Annotated in this window: 18 protein-coding genes; 9 read left to right on the top strand and 9 right to left on the bottom strand. The window is 63.2% G+C overall.

Going from position 1 to position 21,747, the window contains the following annotated elements; translation table 11 throughout:
• Positions 1-20: 20 nt before the first annotated feature.
• Both REH59_RS23015 and REH59_RS23010 read right to left on the bottom strand, forming a co-directional pair.
• Positions 21-1,355, bottom strand: a complete 1,335-nt coding sequence (locus tag REH59_RS23015; RefSeq protein WP_014860520.1) for a carbohydrate porin — start codon at positions 1,353-1,355, stop codon at positions 21-23.
• Between the two features lie 295 nt (positions 1,356-1,650).
• Positions 1,651-3,696, bottom strand: a complete 2,046-nt coding sequence (locus REH59_RS23010) for a TonB-dependent receptor (RefSeq protein ID WP_014860521.1) — start codon at positions 3,694-3,696, stop codon at positions 1,651-1,653.
• Between the two features lie 164 nt (positions 3,697-3,860).
• On the opposite strand from REH59_RS23010, the gene REH59_RS23005 reads away from it, so the two are divergent.
• Positions 3,861-4,082, top strand: coding sequence for a VF530 family DNA-binding protein (locus REH59_RS23005; protein ID WP_003252112.1), 222 nt, complete (start codon positions 3,861-3,863; stop codon positions 4,080-4,082).
• 1 nt (position 4,083) lies between these two features.
• Complete coding sequence (locus REH59_RS23000; RefSeq protein WP_004575440.1) at positions 4,084-4,719, top strand: Pr6Pr family membrane protein; 636 nt, start codon at positions 4,084-4,086, stop codon at positions 4,717-4,719.
• A 163-nt stretch (positions 4,720-4,882) separates the two neighbouring features.
• Here REH59_RS23000 and REH59_RS22995 read toward each other — a convergent pair whose 3' ends face one another.
• From REH59_RS22995 to REH59_RS22980, 4 genes are all read right to left on the bottom strand, one after another.
• Positions 4,883-9,409: a hemagglutinin repeat-containing protein gene (locus tag REH59_RS22995; protein WP_014860522.1), complete on the bottom strand. Its 4,527-nt coding sequence runs from the start codon at positions 9,407-9,409 to the stop codon at positions 4,883-4,885.
• Positions 9,410-9,436: 27 nt separating this feature from the next.
• Positions 9,437-11,119, bottom strand: coding sequence for a ShlB/FhaC/HecB family hemolysin secretion/activation protein (locus REH59_RS22990; protein ID WP_014860523.1), 1,683 nt, complete (start codon positions 11,117-11,119; stop codon positions 9,437-9,439).
• Between the two features lie 160 nt (positions 11,120-11,279).
• Positions 11,280-11,834 (bottom strand): L,D-transpeptidase family protein, encoded by a 555-nt coding sequence (locus REH59_RS22985; RefSeq protein ID WP_003252119.1) that lies wholly within the window; start codon positions 11,832-11,834, stop codon positions 11,280-11,282.
• 22 nt (positions 11,835-11,856) lie between these two features.
• On the bottom strand, positions 11,857-12,408 hold the full coding sequence (locus REH59_RS22980; RefSeq protein ID WP_003252122.1) for an NUDIX hydrolase: 552 nt from the start codon (positions 12,406-12,408) through the stop codon (positions 11,857-11,859).
• 123 nt (positions 12,409-12,531) lie between these two features.
• On the opposite strand from REH59_RS22980, the gene REH59_RS22975 reads away from it, so the two are divergent.
• The 5 genes from REH59_RS22975 (at position 12,532) to purT (ending at position 15,815) form a co-directional block, all read left to right on the top strand.
• Positions 12,532-13,131, top strand: a complete 600-nt coding sequence (locus REH59_RS22975) for a CoA pyrophosphatase (protein ID WP_003252125.1) — start codon at positions 12,532-12,534, stop codon at positions 13,129-13,131.
• Positions 13,132-13,175: 44 nt separating this feature from the next.
• Positions 13,176-13,700 carry a gamma carbonic anhydrase family protein gene (locus REH59_RS22970; RefSeq protein ID WP_004575443.1) on the top strand — a complete coding sequence of 175 codons (525 nt, stop codon included), beginning with the start codon at positions 13,176-13,178 and terminating at the stop codon, positions 13,698-13,700.
• Complete coding sequence (locus REH59_RS22965; RefSeq protein WP_012053591.1) at positions 13,690-13,893, top strand: DUF1289 domain-containing protein; 204 nt, start codon at positions 13,690-13,692, stop codon at positions 13,891-13,893. Before REH59_RS22970 ends, REH59_RS22965 begins: the two co-directional genes overlap by 11 nt.
• Before the next feature lie 196 nt (positions 13,894-14,089).
• The gene (locus REH59_RS22960; RefSeq protein WP_014754324.1) at positions 14,090-14,557 is read left to right on the top strand and encodes a VUT family protein; all 468 of its coding nucleotides are present in this window, start codon (positions 14,090-14,092) and stop codon (positions 14,555-14,557) included.
• A 76-nt stretch (positions 14,558-14,633) separates the two neighbouring features.
• Positions 14,634-15,815: a formate-dependent phosphoribosylglycinamide formyltransferase gene (gene purT, locus REH59_RS22955; protein ID WP_012053590.1), complete on the top strand. Its 1,182-nt coding sequence runs from the start codon at positions 14,634-14,636 to the stop codon at positions 15,813-15,815.
• Between the two features lie 139 nt (positions 15,816-15,954).
• Here purT and REH59_RS22950 read toward each other — a convergent pair whose 3' ends face one another.
• From REH59_RS22950 to REH59_RS22940, 3 genes are all read right to left on the bottom strand, one after another.
• Positions 15,955-17,253 (bottom strand): MFS transporter, encoded by a 1,299-nt coding sequence (locus tag REH59_RS22950; protein WP_003252134.1) that lies wholly within the window; start codon positions 17,251-17,253, stop codon positions 15,955-15,957.
• A gap of 268 nt (positions 17,254-17,521) precedes the next feature.
• Positions 17,522-18,727 (bottom strand): transporter associated domain-containing protein, encoded by a 1,206-nt coding sequence (locus REH59_RS22945; RefSeq protein ID WP_014754322.1) that lies wholly within the window; start codon positions 18,725-18,727, stop codon positions 17,522-17,524.
• Positions 18,728-18,736: 9 nt separating this feature from the next.
• Positions 18,737-19,546: a cytochrome C assembly family protein gene (locus REH59_RS22940; protein ID WP_003252138.1), complete on the bottom strand. Its 810-nt coding sequence runs from the start codon at positions 19,544-19,546 to the stop codon at positions 18,737-18,739.
• Positions 19,547-19,858: 312 nt separating this feature from the next.
• On the opposite strand from REH59_RS22940, the gene ffh reads away from it, so the two are divergent.
• Complete coding sequence (gene ffh / locus REH59_RS22935) at positions 19,859-21,235, top strand: signal recognition particle protein (protein WP_003252139.1); 1,377 nt, start codon at positions 19,859-19,861, stop codon at positions 21,233-21,235.
• Positions 21,236-21,494: 259 nt separating this feature from the next.
• Positions 21,495-21,746, top strand: coding sequence for a 30S ribosomal protein S16 (gene rpsP, locus REH59_RS22930; RefSeq protein WP_003252142.1), 252 nt, complete (start codon positions 21,495-21,497; stop codon positions 21,744-21,746).
• Position 21,747 lies beyond the last annotated feature (1 nt).

Raw genomic sequence — 21,747 nt, 5'->3', positions numbered from 1 at the left:
CCGTCAGGTCAAAAAAGGGGTTAGAAACTGCTCTGGATCTTCAGGCCGCCGATCAGGGCGCCATCCACCTGCGACACCCCGCCCGGGTGGCGGATGTACTGCAGGTTGGGGCGTACCGTGAGCCAGTCGGCCAAATGGATGCCGTAGTACAGCTCGGCGCTGTACTCGGTGTCCTGCACGGGCAGGAAGCCTGGGTTGTCGTAGTCGTAGAGGCCGGCGGCCTGGTTGGCCAGGCGGGCGTTCTTGCGATAGGCAGGGTTGACGTGCACGCGGGCCAGGGCGAAACCGATGTCGTCCTTGGCGCGGGCATCGAAGGGCCCTTTGAATACCAGTCCTGCCTGCACATAGTTGTCGATGGCATTGGTCTTCTTGTCATGCACGGTGGCGTTGGCGAACACGCTCAAGCCGCGTGACTGGTCGGACGCCAGCGAGGTGACCTGCTGCTGGGCGCCAATCCACAAGCCGTGCTTGCTCGAGCTGCTGCGGTAGGCGGCGCCGCTGATGGCGGCCGGCTGACCGTTGCTGTCCTTGAGAACATCTTGTGCCTTGGCATTACTGTAGTAGTAGCCGGCACGATATTCCCCTTTCAAGCCTTGGATACGTGGGGTCCATACCAGTTCGAACGGCATTACCGCACCTTGGGTGCCGCTGCCGCTGAGCTTGAAACCATTGCCAGATTCAAGGTTGGAAGGGTTCTGCTCGAAGACGCCGACCTGGGCGTACAGCTCAGGGGTAAGGTTGTAGCGCACGCGCAGGGCCCACTGGCTGACTGGCCAGTTGTACCAGATGCCACCCACCCAGTTGCCCACCTGCGAGCCGCAGAAGGCCAGGTTCTGGAAGTCGCAAGGGAAGCTGTTGAAGTCCTCGCCTTCACCGAAGCGGCCGAATTTCACATCCAGCGCACCGTCGAAGTACTTCTGCTTGATCCACATTTGCGTCAGCCGCCAGGTTTCGCCGCGGCCCCAGACTTCCTGGGCGGAGGTGAAGCCGCCGACACGCGGGTCGTTGATGCGATCGTTGCTGATGTTGTCGCCGTGACGCTCGGTGACGGTCAGCTGGAGTTCGGTGTCGTGCCAGCCGAGGATCTTGTCCAGGTCCAGGTGGCTGCCAAAGGTGAACTGGTCGCTGTAGCGCGCGGTGCGGTCGTGGTCGTAGCCGCCGTGCAGGTTGCTGCCCATCTCGCCGGTGTAGCCAAGGGTAAAGTCGTAGCCCTTTTCCAGCAGTTCGCTGCGGGTTCCACCCCAGTCGCCGAGCATCCACGGGGAATCGCTGGCGAACATTTCGCTGGCGCTGGCGGGGGTTGCCAAGGCACTGAGGGCGAGGCCGATGTAACAGGTTTTAGGCAGTTGGAACATGAGATAGCGCTATCTTTTGATTATTGAAAAAACGGCAAGCGCATCGAAGGGCGAGCCCCTCAATGGATATGGCGACAAGGTTGTTCGATGAAGCGTTTCAGCTTGCGGCGGGGAGGATATAGGGGAAGTTGTAAGAAAAAAAGACAAATTGTCGCAGAGGATTGTTGTTGAACGGGCAACAGTCGTCATTAATCGAGGCCGGTGTAGGAGCGGGTTCACCCGCGAATGCGCCGGTTGACCTACCATCGTCTTCGCGGGTGAACCCGTTCCTACACCGATCTTCGTCGCTTGTGGTTCAGAAGGTGGTACGCAACCCGACTTCCACACTGCGCCCCGGCGCCGGTGCGATATCGCGCAGGATCGAACTGGCGTAGCGCACGGTCTGGTCGGTGAGGTTTTCGCCGCGTACAAACGCCAGCCACTGGCTCTGGCCAATGTCGAAGCGGTAGCCAACGCTCGCCCCCAAGGTGGTGTAGCCATCGGTGCCGGTTTCGTTGGCGGGTTTGCGGTGCTGCGACGCAGCGTGCTGCACGTCTACTCGCGCCTGCCAGCGGTCCAGTTCCCAGACCAGACCGCTGTTCAGGCGCAGCGGGGCGATGCGGGGCAGTGGCTCGCCGCTGTCCAGGTTTTTGGCCCGGGTGTAGTCACCGGACAACTCCAGCGCAAAGCTGCCGTAACGGTTCTCGGCCAACTGCCAGCGGTCCTGGGCCTCGATGCCGTAGAAGCGCGCCCGCACGCCTTGGTACTGGTATTCCGGGAAGCCGTCGTCATGATCGTGGTCGTGGTCATCCTCGTCATGGTCGTGATCATGCCCGCCCTCACGCAGGTTGCCGGTGCCAATCAGGCCGATGTAGTTGCGAAAGTGGCTGTAGAACACCCCAACACTGCCTTTGTGGGTGCCGTTGTCGAAGCGCAGCGCCAGGTCGGCGGAAATCGCCTTTTCCTTGTTCAGGCTGGCGTCACCAACTTCAAACGCGCCGGTGGCTACGTGCGCGCCATTGGCGTACAGCTCGTAAAAGGTAGGGGCGCGCTCGGTGTAGCCGAGGTTGGCGGCCAGCGACCAGATGGGGTCGAGTTGGTACACGGCCCCCGACGACAGGCTGAAGGCGTTGAAGCTGCTGGCGCTGTCGGCGTCGACGAAGTTCTCGTTGCCTTTGGCGTCTGGGTCTACGCGGGTGTGCTCCATGCGCGCGCCCAGGCTCAGGTTCAGGCGTTCGGTGGCTTGCCACTGCTCCAGCATGAACAGCGCCAGGCTGTCGGTATCGGTGTGCGGGACGAAGGCTTCCTCGCCCAGGGCGGAGAATTCGTTGCGGCTGACCTGGGCACCGATCATCCCTTCCACCGGTCCGAGCGGCTGGTGACGGGCTTCGATGCGGGCTTCGTAGCCCTTGTTCTTGAAGGTGGTATGGACCTCGCCTTCCTCGATTTCGCTGTGTTCGTAGTCGGTGTAGCCGGCATCTACCTTGACCGAGCTGAACGGGCCGTCGAGGTCGCGCAGTTCGGAGGCGAAGGCGTAGTGATCCTGTTTCATGTCCAGGCGCACGCCGGACTCGGCCACCGAGCCGTAGTTGCTGTCGTAGCGGCTGTACGACAGGCCGGCGTAGCCGTGGTCCCAGTGGTAGGCACCACCGATTGCGCCGCCGTCCTGGCGACCGTCGCTGTTTTCCAGGCGGTGTTTGCTGCCGGGCTCGTCGGCATCGCGCACCTTGGCGCTGCGTGCGTAGCCCGGGATGCGCAGGTCGTTGAACTGGCGGCTGTTGGCGTCCAGGTGCAGGGCGAAGGCGCCGTCGCCGGCCTCCAGCTTGCCGGCGCTGCTGCGGGTGGTGTCCGCGCCGCCGTAACGCAGTTCACCGGCACCGTGGATGCCCTCGATCGGCGAGTCCGGGATGCGGCTGTCGAAGGTGTTGACCACGCCGCCGATGGCGTTACCGCCATACAGCAAGGCGGCCGGGCCGCGGACGATTTCGACGCGGTCGACCGTCACCGGGTCCAGGGGCACGGCGTGGTCATAGGACAGCGACGAGGCATCCAGGGCGCCGACGCCGTTGCGCAGAATGCGGATGCGGTCGCCGTCCAGGCCGCGAATGACCGGTCGGCTGGCGCCAGGGCCGAACCAGGTAGAGGCGACACCGGGCTGCTTGTTCAGGGTTTCACCGAGGCTGCCGTGCTGCTGTTGCAGCAGGTTGTCGCCTTCGAGCACGGTGCTGGGAGCCGCCAGTTGGCGGTTGCCCAGCGGGTTGGCGGTGATGACCTGTGGCTCAAGTTCTACGGCCTGGCTGGGGGATGCAGCCAGCCAGAGTGCGATGGCAAGGGGGGAGAGGCGAAGCGGTGTGTACAGCATGGGGATGGGGCGTTCCTTGGCAGAGGCTTTTATAGTGTTACAACATAACATAACTATTCCATCACAGAGGTTTTGCCTCTGACCAGCGATTTTTCTGTCGACTTGACGGATCCCACCCGCCACTACACTCGTGTAAGGTGCGCATCTTTCCTACGGAGCACAGCATGAGCACGGCCCAACACAACGCGCTGCACGGCAAGACCCTTGAACAGATCCTCACCGAGCTGGTGGCGCACTACCAATGGCAGGGCCTGGCCGAGCGCATAGACGTGCGCTGTTTCAAGAGCAACCCGACCATCAAGTCGAGCCTGACTTTTCTGCGCAAAACGCCATGGGCGCGGGAAAAGGTCGAGCAGCTGTACGTGAAGCTGCAGCGTCAGGCCTGACATGTCGCGTCGCCCTTGGCTGACCGGCATGGCTGTGCTTGGCTGGTTCGGCCTGGCCGTGCAGGTGAACCTGGTACTGCTGGCGCGTTGGCAGGAACAGGCCAGCCTGATTGGCGGCCTGATCAATGTGTTTGGCTATTTCACCGTGCTGACCAATACCCTGGTGGCAACGGTGCTGAGCTATGCCGCATTCGGCCGGGAAGGCCGTGGCAAACGCTTTTTCCTGTCGCCCTCGGTAAGCTCTGCAGTGGCCGCCAGTATCGTGCTGGTGGCGCTGGCCTACAGCGTGCTGCTGCGTCATTTGTGGCAACCACAGGGTTGGCAATGGCTGGCGGACGAGTTGCTGCACGACGTGATGCCGGTGCTGTATGCCCTGTACTGGTGGTGCGAGGTACCCAAGGGCAGGTTGCGGCTATGGCATTTGCTGGTGTGGGCGGTGTACCCGGCGGTCTACTTTGGTTATGCGTTGTGGCGGGGGAGCGAGATTGGCGTGTATGCCTATCCGTTCATTGATGTGGCCAGTCTGGGGTATGGGCAGGTGATGCTCAACGCCCTTGGGGTGCTGGCGGGTTTCTGGGGGATAGGGCTGGTGTTGCTTGGGCTGGATCGGTGGCGGGGGCTGCACAGGTTGGCTTGACCTGTAACGGCCTCTTCGCGGGCAAGCCCGCTCCCACAGAGCAATCACACGCCCAGGGGGCTGTGGTATTCGCTGTGGAAGCGGGGGACACGCGGTGCCTGGGTATCAGCAGCAGGTCACACGATTTCTGATGCCCCCAAATTGCCAGGGCCGCGATTGCGTCTTAGTGCTTCTTCCCTTGCATGCTCGAAGCCCATTGCTCGCTGCGACTATGCCCACTGGTTCTCAACACACCCAGGTCCAGCGCATTTTCCCCATCCGCCGCCATTTTGCTTTTGGCTATCTCGGCGATTGCCGTGCCCAGATCCACCGGTGAGTTGGACGCATCGAGCGACAGGTCTCGGCGATAGTCATTGCCGCTTAGCGTTTCCTGGGTGACCGAGTTGGCGTCGAGCCTCACGTCGCCTTTGGCCGACTGCAAGCGTGCCCCTACCAGATGAGCGTTGCCACCGACCTGCAGGTCGATGCCGTCGCTGCTTTTAAGCGTGGTCTGACGCGCCACGTTGTCGCGCTGTGCATGCGACACGTCGAGGCTGACGGTCGGCGAGAACCCTGGGTCTGCCTTGCTCAGGGCAGAACCGGCCGTTTTCTCGACCTTGCCTCCCAGCGGGCCAGCCACCGATTTGGCCGCGTTGACATAGCCCTGCGGGTTTTTCTCCTGGCTCAGCCTGACATCACCCTTCACGCTCAGGGTGTTGACGTTGTCCTTGAGGCTGGCGATGCGCAGGTCACCGTCGATTGTGCCGCCAATGTGCTTTGCATCCAGGGTGGCACTCTCGATACGGGTATCGCCGCGGCTTTGCAGGTCGATGCGCTCGGCGCGCAGGTCACTGGTATTCCAGGTGAGGTTGTCGCGCTTGTCGAGCTCTACCTTGAGCCGGCCATGCAGGCCGCGGGTGTCCAACGCGCCCTTGGCCATGTTGAAACCGGCGCCGGCCGAGATGTCGAGGTTGTCGCGTCGCTCCTGGCTGGAAGAGGCTTCAACCAGCATGCCGCCATTCGAGGCGTCGAGGGTGATCTGTTCGGCCGAGGCCTGCAGGCCTTGCAGGTGCAGGGCGATGTCCTCGCGGGCGCTGCTGGTCAGGGTCAGTGTGCCGTTGCTGGCAAACTGGGCATCGACCGCCTGACGTGCATGTTCGTCCTGCTTGCCGTGGCTGAAGTGGCCGCCTATGGCTCCCCCCTGGGTCTGGCCAGCCTTGGCCGCCAGCTCCATGCCGCCACCCAGGTTGGCGCCTGTGGCCTGCTGGGTGTTGCTGGCCGCCTTGACCTGCAACTGGCCGCCGCTTTGCACCCGTATGTCGCCGGCCTTGGCCTCGCGGTTGCCAATGCGGGTGCCTTCGAGCAACAGGTCGCCTGTGCTGGTCAGTTGAACTTCGCCCTTGGCGTCGATTTGTGCCACTTGTGCCTTGCTCTGCGTGCTCAGCTTCTGGCCATGGTCCAGATAGCCCCGGCCATCGACACCGGTGCTGCCCGGGCGGTTGCCGACTTTGGCCCAGGCATTGCCATCGAGCTGGCGTGACTGCTGTTCGGCCTGGTCGGTCGCCTGGGGTAGGGCCAATGACCCTGCACTGTGCATGACCACGCTGCCTTCACCGCCATCGATGCGGGCCCCTTCGTAGCGGCCATCGCTGCCCAGCTGTACCTGGATACCCTGTTGCCCGTAAAGGCTGCCGGGCACGGCGGTGCTGGCGATATCCTTTTTATCCAGCGACCCTCCTTTGCCGGCGGCGCGTACATTCAAGTCTTCGCCGGTGCTGGTGTCCAGGCGCGCGTCGCCACCATAGGCCAGGCGTTGAACGGTGGTTTCCTGGGTATTTTCGGCGGCGCTCACCTGGTGCTGCTGCGCCTCGATTTTCAGCGAGCCGGCATTGGCCCGCCAGGCTGTGCCCTGGTCGGCCAGTGTGTCAGCCTTGACCTCGACCTTTGCTGCGGACAACTCGCTGACCTGAGCAATGCCACGGCGCTGGTTTTCCAGGCGCTTGAGGTGTTCAACCGTCATGTCGGCACCCACGCTGGGCGGTGCCATGGCGTCTTCGGGCGAGGCTTGCTGGAAGCGCGCGGCTTCCTCACCCAGCACCAGGCGTTCGATAGGGCGGGTCAGGTCGCGGTATTCGATACTGGCGCCCAGGCTACCCGACCAGTCGTCACGGCTTTGTTCATGTTCATGGGTATCCTGCACTGCACGGTTGTCGATGCGTTTGGCGGTCACCTGCAGGGTGTTGCCGGCCTCGACGTGCGCGGCCTCGGTGAGCAGTGCATCACTGCGCAATTTCAGATCGCCGCTGGCCTGCAACTCGCTGCGCTGCACCTTGCTTTCGCGTTCGGCTTGCACCTCGCGGTTGTGATGGCCTTCGAACAAACTGCCCAGGCGGTCGATGCCACCGGTTACCGTCAGCCCGCCACCACTTTCGGTGGTGCTGGTGACTACGTCACGGTCGTTGCGGGTCGCCCCCAGTGTCACTTCCCGCGCCTGCACATCGAGGTCGCCGGCAGTGGCCTGGACCTTGCTGCCGTTGACCTGCAGGTGCGCGCTGCTGCTCATGCCCACCGAGGCACCCTTGAGCTCACTGGCAATCTGGCTGGTCGCGCGCTGCTTGCTGGTGGTGGTCACGACCTCATACGCCACGCCAGCCGCGTATTGGCGAGACTCGGGCTTGCCATCCTCGGCTTCCTGGGTCTGTCTGGCGCTGGCCGTGAAACCGCGTTGTTGGTCGCGGGTTTCGCGTTCATCGACCGATTGCGCACTGCCAATCAGCAGGTCGCCTTTGGCTTCGACTTGCAGATGCTTGCCCGCTTCGACCTTGGCGCCCTGGATGCGCATCTCTTCGGCGCTGGCCAGGCGCAGGTTGCTGATCGAGCTGACGTCGCTGACCAGTACCTGCTGTTTGCGGTCCGTGCTTTCGTGCGTGCTGCCGATCAGGCCGAACAGCTTACTGTCACTGGTGCGCTGGGTGGAGGTCGTGCTGCCATGGTCCGCCTCGATGGCCAGCGAGCCGTTCTCGCTGTAGAGCACCGCGTCCTTTTTACCGAACACGGTACTGCCTTTGATGGCGACCTGGTCGGCTCTGACTGTGAGCTCGCCATCGCTGGTTATGGTGCTGCCCGCGACGACCTGGCCCTCGGTGTCGTTACCTTTTCGATCGCCAAAGAATGTACCGGATACCAGGTCGCCTCGGTAATCGCGTTGGGTACCGTGTTCCTGCAACGTGGTGGTGCCGATGTCGGCCTGTTTTGCCTGGATAGCCAGATCGCCGCGGCTGTGCAGGCTGCTGCCCTGCACGTTAAGGTTGTCGCTTGCCTTTATCGACATGTGCCCGGCGCTCAGGGTACTGCCCTTTGCGGTTTCCTTGAGCTGGTCGCTATCGCTGTCACCGCGCCATAAATCCTTGCGATGACGCACCTGCTGTTCGGTGCGTTTGCTGTCGATGCCGGCGAGGATGTCCAGGCCGGCACCGCTGTCGACCGTCAGCTCGCTACCGGCGTCCACCTTCGCTGCGGTCATGCGCATGTCGTCGCCGGACTGCAACAGCACGCTGTCAGTGCCCAGCAATTGACTGCCCTGTTGCTGCTGGTGGGTGGTGGTGGTTTTGCTGTTGTAGGTTTCGCGGGTGACGAACCAGAACTTCTTGTTCCAGCTGTCACTCTCGTGCTTGATGTGCTCGATTGTCTTGGCGTCCAGTGTGAGTTTCTTGCCCGCCCGTGCTTCGATTCGCGGGGCCTGGCCGTCGACCGTTTCAAGCATCAGGTCATCGGCAGCGGTGAGTTTCAGCACGCCGCGCTCGCTGCGCAGCTCGGTCGGGCGGTCGGCACTGCCACTGACATGCAGGCCCCCGGCCGAGCTGATGTCGACCCCCTCGGCGCCCAGAATCTGCGAGGCCCCCACACGCACACCCGCGCCTTCGGCAGTACTTACCACACGGATACGCCCGGCGCGCATGGCGCCGAACAGGCTGGCATCAATGCTCGACGAGGGGCTGGGCAGGTGTTCGACCACCTCGCCGCTGCGGCTGTCGATACGGTTGCGACCGACGGTGATGTCGAGCGTTTCGCTGGCCATGAGCAGGCCTTTGCTGTCCACGCGTGGTGCGATCAGTTCGAGTGCGCCACCGGCATTGCCCTGGCCATGCTCCAGTACCTGCAGGGTGCCACTGGCCGTGAGCGTATCGAGATACCTGAGCTGTTGTTCCTCGAATTGCGGGGTGCCCACCACGAAGCCTGCGCGGGTGGTGTTGATGAAACTGCCGCCATTGAGGGTGATGCCATTGGGGTTGGCCAGTATGTAGTCGGCCGGGCGCCCGAAGATTTCCTGCGGCCCCTCGATCAGCGAGGCGTTGCGGCTGACCACTTCGTTAAGAATGGTCGAGGCGGCCTGGCCCTGGAACTGCGGGTTGGCCGCCAGGGCACCGGCCAGTTGCGACTGCCCGGCTGCGGTGGCGTTGTTCAGCACCAGGCCAGGGGTGGCAACGTTGTAGTCGATGAACTGGTTGTGTGACAGCCCCTTGGCGTTGGGCGGCACGATGTCGATCACCGGCACCCCGTGGCCATTGTGGATGACCGGGGTCCCCCCGGGGCCGCTGGCTGCTTCCAGTCCTGTCTGAGCCAGTGCGGCGCTGGGCCCGAGCACGGCGAGGAAGATTGCCCAGCGCAAGGTATCCGGGCGAACAGGCGGTAACTGCGAGAGTGTTTGCATTTTCTCGTTCTCTTTGTTGTGGGTGAATCAGATGTTCAGGGTCCAGTCCAGCACCCAGAAGCCGGGCTCCAGCAGCGGGCGGGGCAGGTCACTGGTGTACAAGGCGCGTTGGTAGTCCAGGCGCAGGCGGCTGCCGGGCAGGCTCAGTTCCAACCCTGCGGCGGCCCCGGCCAGGCGCTGTGACGGTTTGCCTTCGGCGGTGCGAACCCAGCCCAGGTCCAGGCCGATGTAGGGGCGTATCTCGAAGGGGTGTGCCAAGATCCGTGGCAGCGCTTGGCTGAACGTATTGCGCCAGACGGCGCTGCTGGCACCGGAGTAGGTGTGCAGACGAAAGCCGCGGACAGCCGAATCGTCGCTGACCAGCAGCTGTTCGACGGCAGGCAGCGGGTCGCGGCTGTACTGCATGGCCAGCTCGCTCTGCCAGCGCCAAGGGTTGGGTGCCGGGCCCTGACGCAGGTGCAGCAGGTTGGCGCGGTATTTGCGAAAGTCCGGGCGCAGGCGTTGAGCACCCAGGGGCGCGCGGTCGGCACCCAATGCGTCAATGCCTTGGGCAACGCCGAAGTAGCCGTTCCACAAGCCATTTTCGAGCCACAGCAGGTTGAGGCCGGCCTCTACCGTGGCCAGCGTCGGGCTCTGCTGGACGATAACTGCGCCAGCGCTGCGGTTGATCAGCTGCTTGCGGTCCAGCCGGGCGCTGGCGCTGAGCATGCCTTGCTGGTTGCGCCACAACACCCGCTCGACACTCAGGCCCTGATAGCTGCTGCTGCCGTCGGCAGCCTTGTCGCTGTAGGGGAGTGGGGCTTGATAGCTTAGCTGGCTGGCGCTGAGGGCAAAGGTCCAGGCGCCGTAGGGGATGCTGTAGTACAACGATATCCCTTGGCTTTGGCCGGGCGTATCGAGCACCGTGCGGGTCCACGACAGGCGCAGCTCATCATTGAGGCCAAGCGGGCTGTCCAGGCCAATGCCGAGGTTGACGCGGTGGCGGCCCGTCAGCTCGCTGCCCCGGTTGTCGAAGCGGCTGTCCAGGTGCCAGCGTGAAGCAACCTTGCCCGGCTGCACGACCACGCGGGTGCCGCCTTGCAGTTCGCCGGGCAGCAAGGTGGCGCCCAGTTCATAGGCGCGTAGGCGGTTGAGCTGGTCCAGGCCTTGCTCAAGGTCGGGCAGGTACAGTGGCTGCCCGAGCAGGCCTGGGAAGGCACTGGAGAGGGACAGGGGCAGGTCGGGCCCTGCCAGTTCGATGGTTTCGACAAAGCCTTCGACAATGACGATGTCCAACGGCATGCCTTGTTCTGGGGGCTGTCGCAGGTAGGGTCGGCTGGTTGGGTAGCCGGCTTGTACATAACGTTGGGTGATGGCTTTGAGCAGCCGATTGATGTCGGCGATGCCCATGCAGGCAGGCGTGAGCGCACGGAGGGTGGGCGCCAGTGCCGAGCTCGAAAGCCGGTGCATGCCCGCCACGCGCACGCCATCGACTGCCCAGCAGCGATCATCGTGCGGGCGGTGGGAAGTGCTGTTGGTCGGTTCAGTCGGGGCGGGTATACGCCGCCAGCGCTCCAGCCGCTGCTGTTGCTCCAGTTGCCGCAGCCCATGCTGTTGATCGCGTAACTGCTGGCTGGCAGGGTCGTCGGCCAGCACCTGGGGAACGGACAGCAAGCCTGACAGGCAACTGGCCGACAGCCAATGGGCGATGCGGTGAATCAGGCACGGCATTGAAGCACCCCGCAAATGATGTACGGTTTTCGTACTCGTCTGCGTGGATGCTAGAAATTAAGCCACTCGTATGGATGCAGTACCCTGCCTAAGCACCTGTCAGGCAAGTTCTCGCTAAGTGGTGGGAAGGTTCCTACAACCTTTGTCGGAAGGCTCTATATCAAGGGCGGATCTCGATCAGCGTTCCATCCCGTACCAAGTCCCACACTTCCTGCATGTCGCGGTTGCGCATGGCAATGCAACCATCCGTCCAGTCCAGGGTATGGAAGTACCATTCCGGGTATTCATCGTTGATCGGCGTGCCGTGAATCATGATCATGCTGCCGGCACTCACCCCTGCCCGGGTCGCGCGGGCGGCATCGCTGATGTTCGGGTAGTTGATGTGCATGGCCAGGTTGAAGCGGTCGCTCTGCTTGCGCCAGTCCAGCCAGTACAAGCCCTCAGGGGTTTTCTTGTCGCCTTCGCGTTCCTTGGCGCCCTTGGGCTGCTTGCCCAGCGAGATGCGGTAGGTTTTCAGCGGCTCGCCACGGCTGATCAACTGCAGGCGGCGCTCGGACTTGATCACCAGTACCTTGTCGATCAACGGTTGCATGGCTTGCTGCGAAGGCGATGGGGTTTGCGCTGCCGGTGCAGGCTTGCGGATGATGGTTTCGGTGAAGGCCGCCTGGGACACCGAGGTAACGCAAAGGCAGAAGAGGGCAAGCAACCAGCGCATGTAACAGTATCCCTGAAGGCGTTTAGGTGTGTGGCGAAACGTTCATCGGCGGCAGGTATTCATGGCCTATGGGGTAGTGCTGGCCGATGCGGTCGCGATAGTAGCATTCTAGTGTGCGAGTGACGGTGCGGAAAGCCAGCGCGTTCCACGGTATCTCATGTTCTTCGAACAGGCGCACCTCCAGGCTTTCGGCACCCACGGCAAAGTCCAGGTCCGCCAACTCGGCGCGGAAGAACACATGCACCTGGTTGATGTGCGGCAGATCGAACAGCTGGTACAGGGACGTTGGCCCGACCCGGGCGCAGGCTTCCTCGACGGTTTCGCGACGCGCGGCCTGGTCGAGGGTTTCGCCGTTTTCCATGAAACCGGCGGGCAGGGTCCAGAAACCCCGGCGCGGTTCGATGGCGCGGCGACACAGCAACACCTGGCTGCCCCAGGTCGGTAGCACGCCGGCCACGATGTTGGGGTTCTGGTAGTGGATGGTCTGGCAAGAGCCGCAGACATACCGCAGGCGGCTGTCGCCCTCGGGGATCTGCTGAGTGACCGGTTGGCCGCACGCGCTGCAGAATTTCATGTGTGGTTCCTTATGTTCAAGGCTATCTTGGCGCGGCCACCGTGCCGCCGCAAGCGCTGGGGCTTGGGTGCTTCGCGGCTTTGGTGCATGATGCAACACAGGACCTGGATACGAGCGTGCGCAATGCTGGACGAGCTACTTCGCCGAATGAGCAACCACCAACCCGCGTCATTGGAAACCGACAGGCGGTTCCCCGAAGCGGCGGTCCTCTTGCCCATTACCCGCAGCGAAGCGCCCGAACTGGTTTTGACCCTGCGCGCCAAGGGCCTGTCTACCCACGGTGGTGAAGTCGCCTTTCCCGGTGGCCGCCGCGACCCGGAAGACCCGGACCTGGTCTTTACTGCCCTGCGCGAGGCTGAAGAAGAAATCGGCCTGCCCCCTGGCCTGGTGGAGGTGATTGGCCCGCTCAGCCCGCTGATTTCGCTACATGGCCTGAAAGTGACGCCATTCGTCGGGCTTATCCCGGACTTCGTCGAGTATCGCGCCAATGATGCCGAGATCGCGGCAGTTTTCACCGTGCCGCTGGAATTCTTCCGCCAGGACCCGCGTGACCATACCCACCGTATCGATTACCAGGGGCGTAGCTGGTATGTGCCAAGTTACCGCTATGGTGAATACAAGATCTGGGGGTTGTCGGCGATCATGATCGTCGAGCTGGTCAACCTGCTGTTCGATGCCGGTATCAGCCTGCATCAACCCCCGGAGCGTTACATCGAAAATTGAGCGGGGCCTACCCCGCCGTCTGCGTCGCAGCCTGAGGAACAAGCATGAAATATCGCCTGGGCGACCTGCGGGTCGAGAGCCACCCCACCAGTTGGGCCGCCCCCAACGCCACGCTCATTGGCAACGTGCGCCTGCAAGCCAATGCCAGTGTGTGGTTTGGCGCGGTGTTGCGCGGTGATAACGAGCTGATCGACATTGGCGAAGGCAGCAACGTGCAGGATGGCACGGTGATGCACACTGACATGGGCTCGCCATTGACGTTGGGCAAGGGCGTGACCGTGGGCCACAATGCCATGTTGCATGGCTGTACGGTGGGCGACTTCAGCCTGGTCGGTATCAACGCAGTGATCCTCAATGGCGCACGCATCGGCAAGCACTGCATCATCGGCGCCAACGCACTGATTGCCGAGGGCAAGGAAATCCCGGACGGTTCGCTGGTGATGGGCTCGCCGGGCAAGGTGATACGCGAGCTGACCGAGCAGCAGAAACGCATGCTGGAAGCGAGTGCCGCACATTACGTGCATAATGCCCAGCGTTATGCGCAAGCGTTGGTGGTTGATGATGAGTGATGTAGCAGAGCGGCCGGTGGCATCGCCGTGCGTGAGCATCTGCGCGCTGGACGAGCAGGATATCTGCACCGGCTGCCAGCGTACCGTGGCCGAGATTGGTCGCTGGGGGCGGATGGACAACGACGAGCGTCGGGCGGTGCTCAAGCGTTGCCATGAACGGGCAGTAGAAGCCGGCCTCATCTTGCAGGCCTGACGCGAACCCTTTGGGCGTAGGCGTGCCGGCGAACACCAGCGAAGCCGGTGCTATGTACCGTGGTGGCGGCTTCGCGGGCACGCCCGCTCCCACAGGTACAGCGTCAGCCTTGAGGGCTGCACAACATCTGTGGGTGCGGGTTTACCCGCGAACGGCCCGGCGGTAATCTGTACGGCTTGCCCACAGACAGCCCGCCATGTTCTATCTGATTGCCTATATCAGCAGCGTAGTGCTGATCAACTACGCCTTCTCCAGTGCCCCGCATCTGGACATCATCTGGTCCGCCTGGGGCGGCCTGGTGTTCATCCTGCGCGACATGGTGCAAACCCGCTTCGGTCACGGCGCGCTGGCGGCCATGCTGGCGGCGCTGGTGTTGTCCTATGTCACCTCGGAGCCGGCCATCGCCCTGGCCAGCGCCACTGCGTTCTTCATTTCCGAGCTGATCGACTGGCTGGTGTTCAGCATCACCCGTCGGCCGCTGCGCGACCGCCTGTGGCTCAGTTCGGCACTGAGCATCCCGGTGGATACCTTCATTTTCTTCGGCATGATCGGCGCGCTGACCCCGGCAGTCATCGGCACCGCGATGGCCTCGAAGTTCGCCGGTGTAACCGCGGTGTGGCTGGCCATGGCATTTCGCGCCCGGCGGGCCGCCGTGGCCGGTTGATGGTGTAGAATAGCGGTCCTTTTTCAGCGGGTGGCGCCTAGCCTGGCGCGGCCCCGGATGCCTTCGAGGACCTGAAATGACCCGTATCGGAACCCCATTGTCGCCCACCGCGACCCGTGTACTGCTCTGCGGCTGTGGCGAGCTGGGCAAGGAAGTGGTAATCGAGCTGCAGCGCCTGGGCGTCGAAGTAATCGCCGTCGACCGTTACGCCAATGCTCCGGCAATGCAGGTGGCGCACCGCAGCCATGTGGTCAACATGCTCGATGGCGTTGCCCTGCGCGCGGTGATCGAAGCCGAGAAGCCGCACTACATCGTTCCGGAAATCGAAGCCATCGCCACCGCCACCCTGGTCGAGCTGGAAAACGAAGGCTTCACCGTGGTGCCCACCGCCCGCGCCACCCAGTTGACCATGAACCGCGAAGGCATCCGCCGCCTGGCTGCCGAAGAGCTGGACCTGCCAACCTCGCCGTACCACTTCGCCGACACCTATGAAGACTACGCCAAGGCCGTAGCCGACCTGGGTTACCCGTGCGTGGTCAAACCGGTGATGAGCTCGTCGGGCAAGGGCCAGAGCTTGCTGCGCAGCGATGCTGACCTGCAGGCGTCGTGGGACTATGCCCAGGAAGGCGGCCGCGCTGGCAAGGGCCGGGTGATTGTCGAAGGTTTCATCGACTTCGAATATGAAATCACCCTGCTGACCGTGCGCCACGTGGGCGGTACCACCTTCCTTGAACCTGTCGGGCACCGTCAGGAGAAGGGCGATTACCAAGAGTCCTGGCAGCCACAGGCCATGAGCCCGAAGGCGCTGGCCGAATCGCAGCGCGTGGCCAAGGCGGTCACCGATGCCCTCGGCGGTCGCGGCCTGTTTGGTGTGGAGCTGTTCGTGAAGGGCGACCAGGTGTGGTTCAGCGAAGTGTCGCCGCGCCCGCATGACACCGGTCTGGTCACCCTGATTTCCCAGGACCTGTCGCAATTCGCCCTGCATGCCCGCGCCATTCTCGGCCTGCCGATTCCGGTGGTGCGTCAGTTCGGCCCGTCGGCCTCGGCAGTGATCTTGCCCGAAGGCCAGTCCCAACAGACCAGCTTCGCCAACCTGGGCGCAGCGCTGAGCGAGCCGGATACCGCCATTCGCCTGTTCGGCAAGCCGGAAATCAACGGTACCCGCCGCATGGGCGTGTGCCTGGCGCGTGACGAGTCGGTCGAACTGGCGCGGGCCAAGGCGACCCGTGCTTCGCAGGCGGTCAAGGTCGAGTTCTGATCCGAGAGTGCTGGGGCTGCTTCGCAGCCCTATCGCGACACAAGGCCGCTCCCACAGGGATAGTGCAGCTTCCAGGCTTACGCGATCGCTGTGGGAGCGGCCTTGTGTCGCGATAGGGCCGCAAAGCGGCCCCAGTGGCTTACAGCGCGGTATCCCGCGTCTCTTTCAGGCACAGCACGGCAATCAGGCTGATCACCGCTGCCGCCGACACATAACCGCCCACCCAGCTCAACCCCCCCATGCTCACCAGCTTCTGGGCAAAGAACGGTGCCGCCGAGGCGCCAACGATGCCGCCCAGGTTATACGCCGCCGAGGCACCGGTATAACGCACGTGGGTCGGGAACAGCTCTGGCAGCAGTGCCCCCATCGGCGCAAAGGTCACGCCCATCAGGAACAGCTCGATGGCCAGGAACAGCGCCACGCCCGCAGTCGATCCCGACGTCAGCAGTGGCTCCATGGTAAAGCCTGAAGCTATCGCCAGCAGACCGCCGACGATCAGTACCGGCTTGCGCCCGTAACGGTCACTGAGCCAGGCCGACAACGGTGTGGCCAGTGCCATGAACACCACCGCGAAGCACAGCAGGCCAAGGAACGTTTCGCGGCTGTAGCCCAGTGTGGTTACGCCGTAGCTCAGCGAGAACACCGTGGAAATGTAGAACAGTGCATAGCACACCACCATGGCCGCAGCGCCCAGCAGGGTTGGCAGCCAGTATTTCGAGAATAGGTCGACCACCGGCATTTTCACCCGCTCGTGGCGGGCAACGGCCTTGGCGAACACCGGGCTCTCTTCGAGCTTCAGGCGCACGTACAGGCCTACCAGTACCAGTGCGGCGCTGAGCAGGAACGGAATGCGCCAGCCCCACTCACGGAACTGCTCGTCGCTGAGCACCAGGGCCAGGGTCAGGAACAGGCCGTTGGCCGCCAGGAAGCCGATTGACGGCCCCAACTGCGGGAACATGCCGAACCAGGCCCGTTTGCCTTCCGGCGCGTTTTCGGTAGCCAGCAGGGCCGCGCCACCCCATTCGCCGCCCAGGCCCAGGCCTTGGCCAAAACGCAGCAGGCAGAGAATGATCGGCGCCCACACGCCAATGCTGTCATAGCCCGGCAGCACGCCAATGGCGGTGGTGGATACGCCCATCAGCAGCAGCGAGGCGACCAGCGTCGACTTGCGGCCAATGCGGTCGCCGAAGTGGCCGAACAACGCCGAGCCCAGTGGCCGGGCGAGGAAGGCGATACCGAAGGTGAGGAAGGCGGCCAGCATTTGCGCGGTGCCCGACCCGGACGGGAAGAACACGGGGCCGATCACCAAGGCTGCGGCGGTGGCGTAGACGTAGAAATCATAGAACTCGATGGCGGTGCCGATGAAGCTGGCAGTGGCGACCCGCGCAGGCGAGTTGACGGGTGTGGCAGGCGCTTGGGCGTAAGTGCTGCTTGTCATTGAATAGGTCCCTGACAGTCTGGTCCGGCTCCATGGGCTTGGCCCGCAGTGGCGTGCCCTGTAAAAGGCACGGTGACGCGGACGCCGGAGCGTTTTGTTGTGTGCGCCCGACTGACGATGGCCCAAGGGGGGTAGGGGCGGGGGCGGGTACTGTTCGGGGTGTTGACGCAGGACCGCAGGGCGTATCAGTGGAGCGGACTGGCCGTGGAGCGCCGGGTGCGGGTAGCAGGCGTGACGGCGGGGCTGGGTAAGCGTGACCCGAGTATAGCTATCGGGTCACGGTCCACACCAGTACCTTGCTGGCGCAATTGTCCTCTGTTTCAAGGATTTCCAGGCGATAGCGGCCTATCTTCAGGCAAACAGCGCTTTCCGGGATGCTTTCCAGCGCTTCGGTGACCAGCCCGTTGAGGGTTTTCGGCCCGCCGTCGCAGGGCAGGTGCCAGCTCAGGGTACGGTTGATTTCGCGTAACGAAGCGGTGCCATCGATGACGAAGGTGCCATCGGGTTGCGGATGCACATGCGGGTTTTCCAGGCTTTGCTCGTCCTCGAACTCGCCGACGATCTCTTCGAGAATGTCTTCCAGGGTGACGATACCCAGTACTTCGCCGTACTCGTCCACCACCACGCCCAAGCGGCGTTGCTGCTTGTGGAAGTTCAACAACTGCATTTGCAGGGGCGTGCTTTCCGGTACGAAATAGGGTTCGTAGCAGGCGCTGTGCAGCGCTTCCAGGGTCAGCTCGGCCTTGGGCAGCAGGTGGCTGATCAGCTTGGTGTTGAGGATCGCTTCGACCTGGTTGATGTCGTTGTGGTAGACCGGCAGGCGGGTGTGGCGGCTGACGATCAACTGCTCGATGATGCGTTCGATCGGCTCGTCGAGGTTGATGCCATCCACTTCGTTGCGCGGCACCAGGATGTCGTTGACGGTGATCTTGTCCAACGACTGCAGGCCGTCGAGCAGGCCATGGCGAGGTGCTTCGTGCGGTTCATCCTCATCAAAGTCGTCGGCATCCTGCGTATGCAGGGCCACAGCGGTGGGCTGTGCACGGAACGGGCGCAGCATGAGCTTGGCGGCGCCGTCCAGCAGGCAGGCCAGTGGCTGCAGCAGTGCGAGAGGCACTTTCAGCAGGCTGGCGCCAAGGCTCACGAACGCCTGCGGGTTACGTCGGGCCAGGCGCCGCGGCAGGTATTCGGCAAACACCAGCAAGGCGAGGGTCGCGGCCAGGCCCGCCAGCCAGAAGCCGTGCTCGCCGCTCTGGCGCTGGCCCATCAGGCAGGCCAGCCCCAGCACCAGTAGCTTGCCCAGGCTGGCGCACAGCACCAAGGCCTGGGCCGGCAGCACGGGATGGCCGTCTTCGCCGGCGCGCAGTGCGCCATTGAGCTGCAGGCGGGCTGCATCCACGGCGGTGAACAGTGCTGACCACAAAAGGGCCAGTGCCAGAGTGCCGAATAGCGGTGCGTACGGCAGGGTGTCCATGGGCGGCCGTCAGATATGCAAGATGAATTCGCGAACCAGCTTGCTGCCGAAATAGGCCAGCATCAGCAGGCAGAAACCGGCCAGCGTCCAGCGGATGGCCATGTGGCCCCGCCAACCCAGGCGGGTGCGTCCCCACAGCAGCACGCTGAACACCACCCAGGCGACACAGGCCAGCAAGGTCTTGTGCGCCAGGTGCTGGGCAAACAGGTTGTCGAGGAACAGCCAGCCGGAGATCAGCGACAGCGACAGCAGGCACCAACCGGCCCAGAGGAAGCCGAACAGCAGGCTTTCCATGGTTTGCAGTGGCGGGAAGTTGCGGATCAGCCCGGACGGGTGCTTGTTCTTCAGCTGGCGGTCCTGCAGCAGCAACAGCAGCGACTGGAACACCGCGATGGTGAACAGCCCGTAGGCCAGGATCGACAACAGGATATGCGCAAGGATGCCTGGTTCCTCATTGATCAGCGGCACCGTACCGGGGGGCGCGAACTGCGCCAGCAGTGCCGTTACCGCGCCCAGCGGGAACAGCAGCACCAGCAGGTTTTCTACCGGTATGCGCAGGCAGGCCAGCAATGTCAGGGTAATGACTGCCACGGCGATTAGGCTGGCGGCGCTGAAGAAGTCCAGGCTCAGCCCCAGCGGGGTGATCAGCTGGAAGAACAGTGCGCCGGCCTGGGCCAGCACCGCGAAGGCACCCAGCAGGCCAAGCAGGCGCTTGTCGGCCTTGCGGCCCTGGGCCAGGTGAGAGCCCTGGTAGATGGCCGCTGCTATATATAGGCCGGCGGCGATCAGGTTGGGAATGAGGCTGGGAGAGGAGACCATAAGTCCTGGTTGGCGAGCCTTTAAAGAGACGGAGTTTGGCATAGATTCTGCCGCTCTAGGAAGACTGAAGGGTTGTGTCAGGGCATTCGCGGGTACGCCCGCTCCCACAGGTACGGCCCAGGCCTGCAAGCCGTGAAGATCCTGCGGGAGCGGGCGCGCCCGCGAAGAGGCCAGCACAGCCACCGAATATCTACCAAGGTGTGCGTCGCCGCTGCACTTCGCTATAATCGCCGCCTTGCTGTGCCCGGCGGGTGTGTATTTCCCCCCTGGCACCTGACAAACCTCGGCTTTACTGGGCCTGAAAGGATCACCATGTTCGAAAACCTGACCGACCGCCTGTCACAGACGCTGCGCCATGTCACCGGCAAGGCCAAGCTGACCGAAGACAACATCAAGGACACGCTGCGCGAAGTGCGCATGGCGCTGCTCGAGGCCGACGTTGCCCTGCCGGTCGTCAAGGATTTCGTCAATAGCGTCAAGGATCGTGCGGTCGGTACCGAGGTGTCGCGCAGCCTGACCCCGGGCCAGGCCTTCGTGAAGATCGTCCAGGCCGAGCTGGAAAGCCTGATGGGCGCGGCCAACGAAGACCTCGCACTGAACGCCGCCCCGCCTGCTGTCGTGCTGATGGCGGGCCTGCAGGGCGCGGGTAAGACCACCACCGCCGGCAAGCTGGCGCGCTTTCTTAAAGAGCGCAAGAAAAAGAGCGTGATGGTGGTGTCTGCCGACGTCTATCGTCCGGCGGCAATCAAGCAGTTGGAAACACTGGCCAACGATATCGGCGTCACCTTCTTCCCGTCCGATATCAGCCAGAAGCCGGTGGCCATCGCCGAAGCCGCCATCCGTGAAGCCAAGCTGAAGTTCATCGACGTGGTCATCGTCGACACCGCCGGCCGTCTGCACATCGACGCCGACATGATGGACGAGATCAAGGCGCTGCACGCTGCCGTCAAACCGATCGAGACGCTGTTCGTGGTCGACGCCATGACCGGCCAGGACGCTGCCAACACCGCCAAGGCCTTTGGCGAGGCGCTGCCGCTGACCGGTGTGGTGCTGACCAAGGTCGACGGTGACGCCCGTGGCGGTGCTGCGCTGTCGGTACGTGCAATCACCGGCAAACCGATCAAGTTCATCGGTATGGGTGAGAAGACCGAGGCCCTCGAGCCGTTCCACCCCGACCGCGTCGCTTCGCGCATCCTCGGCATGGGCGACGTGCTCAGTCTGATCGAGCAGGCTGAGCAGACCATCGACAAGGCCAAGGCCGACAAGCTGGCCAAGAAGCTGAAGAAGGGCAAGGGCTTCGACCTCGAAGACTTCCGTGACCAGCTGCAGCAAATGAAGAACATGGGCGGCCTCGGCGGCCTGATGGACAAGCTGCCAAGCATCGGCGGGGTCAACCTGTCACAAATGGGCAACGCCCAGGGCGCGGCCGAAAAGCAGTTCAAGCAAATGGAAGCGATCATCAACTCCATGACCCCGGCCGAGCGCCGCGACCCTGACCTGATCAGCGGTTCGCGCAAGCGCCGTATTGCGTTGGGGTCCGGTACCCAGGTGCAGGACATCGGCCGGCTGATCAAGCAGCACAAGCAGATGCAGAAGATGATGAAGAAGTTTTCTGCCAAAGGCGGCATGGCCAAGATGATGCGCGGCCTCGGTGGGATGCTGCCAGGTGGCGGCATGCCAAAGCTGTAACCCCTGATTCGGGTGCCTGCCTTTTGTCGGGCAGGCGCCCAGAACCCCCGCTGTAGCGGGGCAACAGCCGCGAATTTCGCGGCGCAACCGGCAAATCTGGACGGCAGGGCGAGGCCTTGCCGAAAAAGTCATTTGCAAATGTCCGTGTATTCCCCGAGAATATGCGGCCTTTTGGGCACCCGTGTGCCTATTTGGCATTCAGATTTGCAGTACCAGCTGCTGTATCAACTGCAGCACCGACTATAGGAACGATGTTCACATGGTAACCATTCGTCTGGCCCGTGGCGGCTCGAAAAAGCGCCCATTCTACCACCTGACCGTGACCAACTCGCGTAACGCCCGTGACGGCCGTTTCGTTGAGCGCGTAGGTTTCTTCAACCCAATCGCTGCTGGCGCCGAAGTTAAGCTGTCGGTCAACCAAGAGCGCGTCACCTACTGGCTGAGCCAGGGTGCACAGCCGTCTGAGCGTGTTGCTCAGCTGCTGAAGGAAGCTGCCAAGGCCGCTGCCTGAA

It is taken from the genome of Pseudomonas sp. BO3-4 (assembly GCF_034044115.1).
In the GTDB taxonomy this organism is placed as follows: domain Bacteria; phylum Pseudomonadota; class Gammaproteobacteria; order Pseudomonadales; family Pseudomonadaceae; genus Aquipseudomonas; species Aquipseudomonas alloputida.
This window is presented reverse-complemented; position numbering and strand designations above follow the sequence as displayed.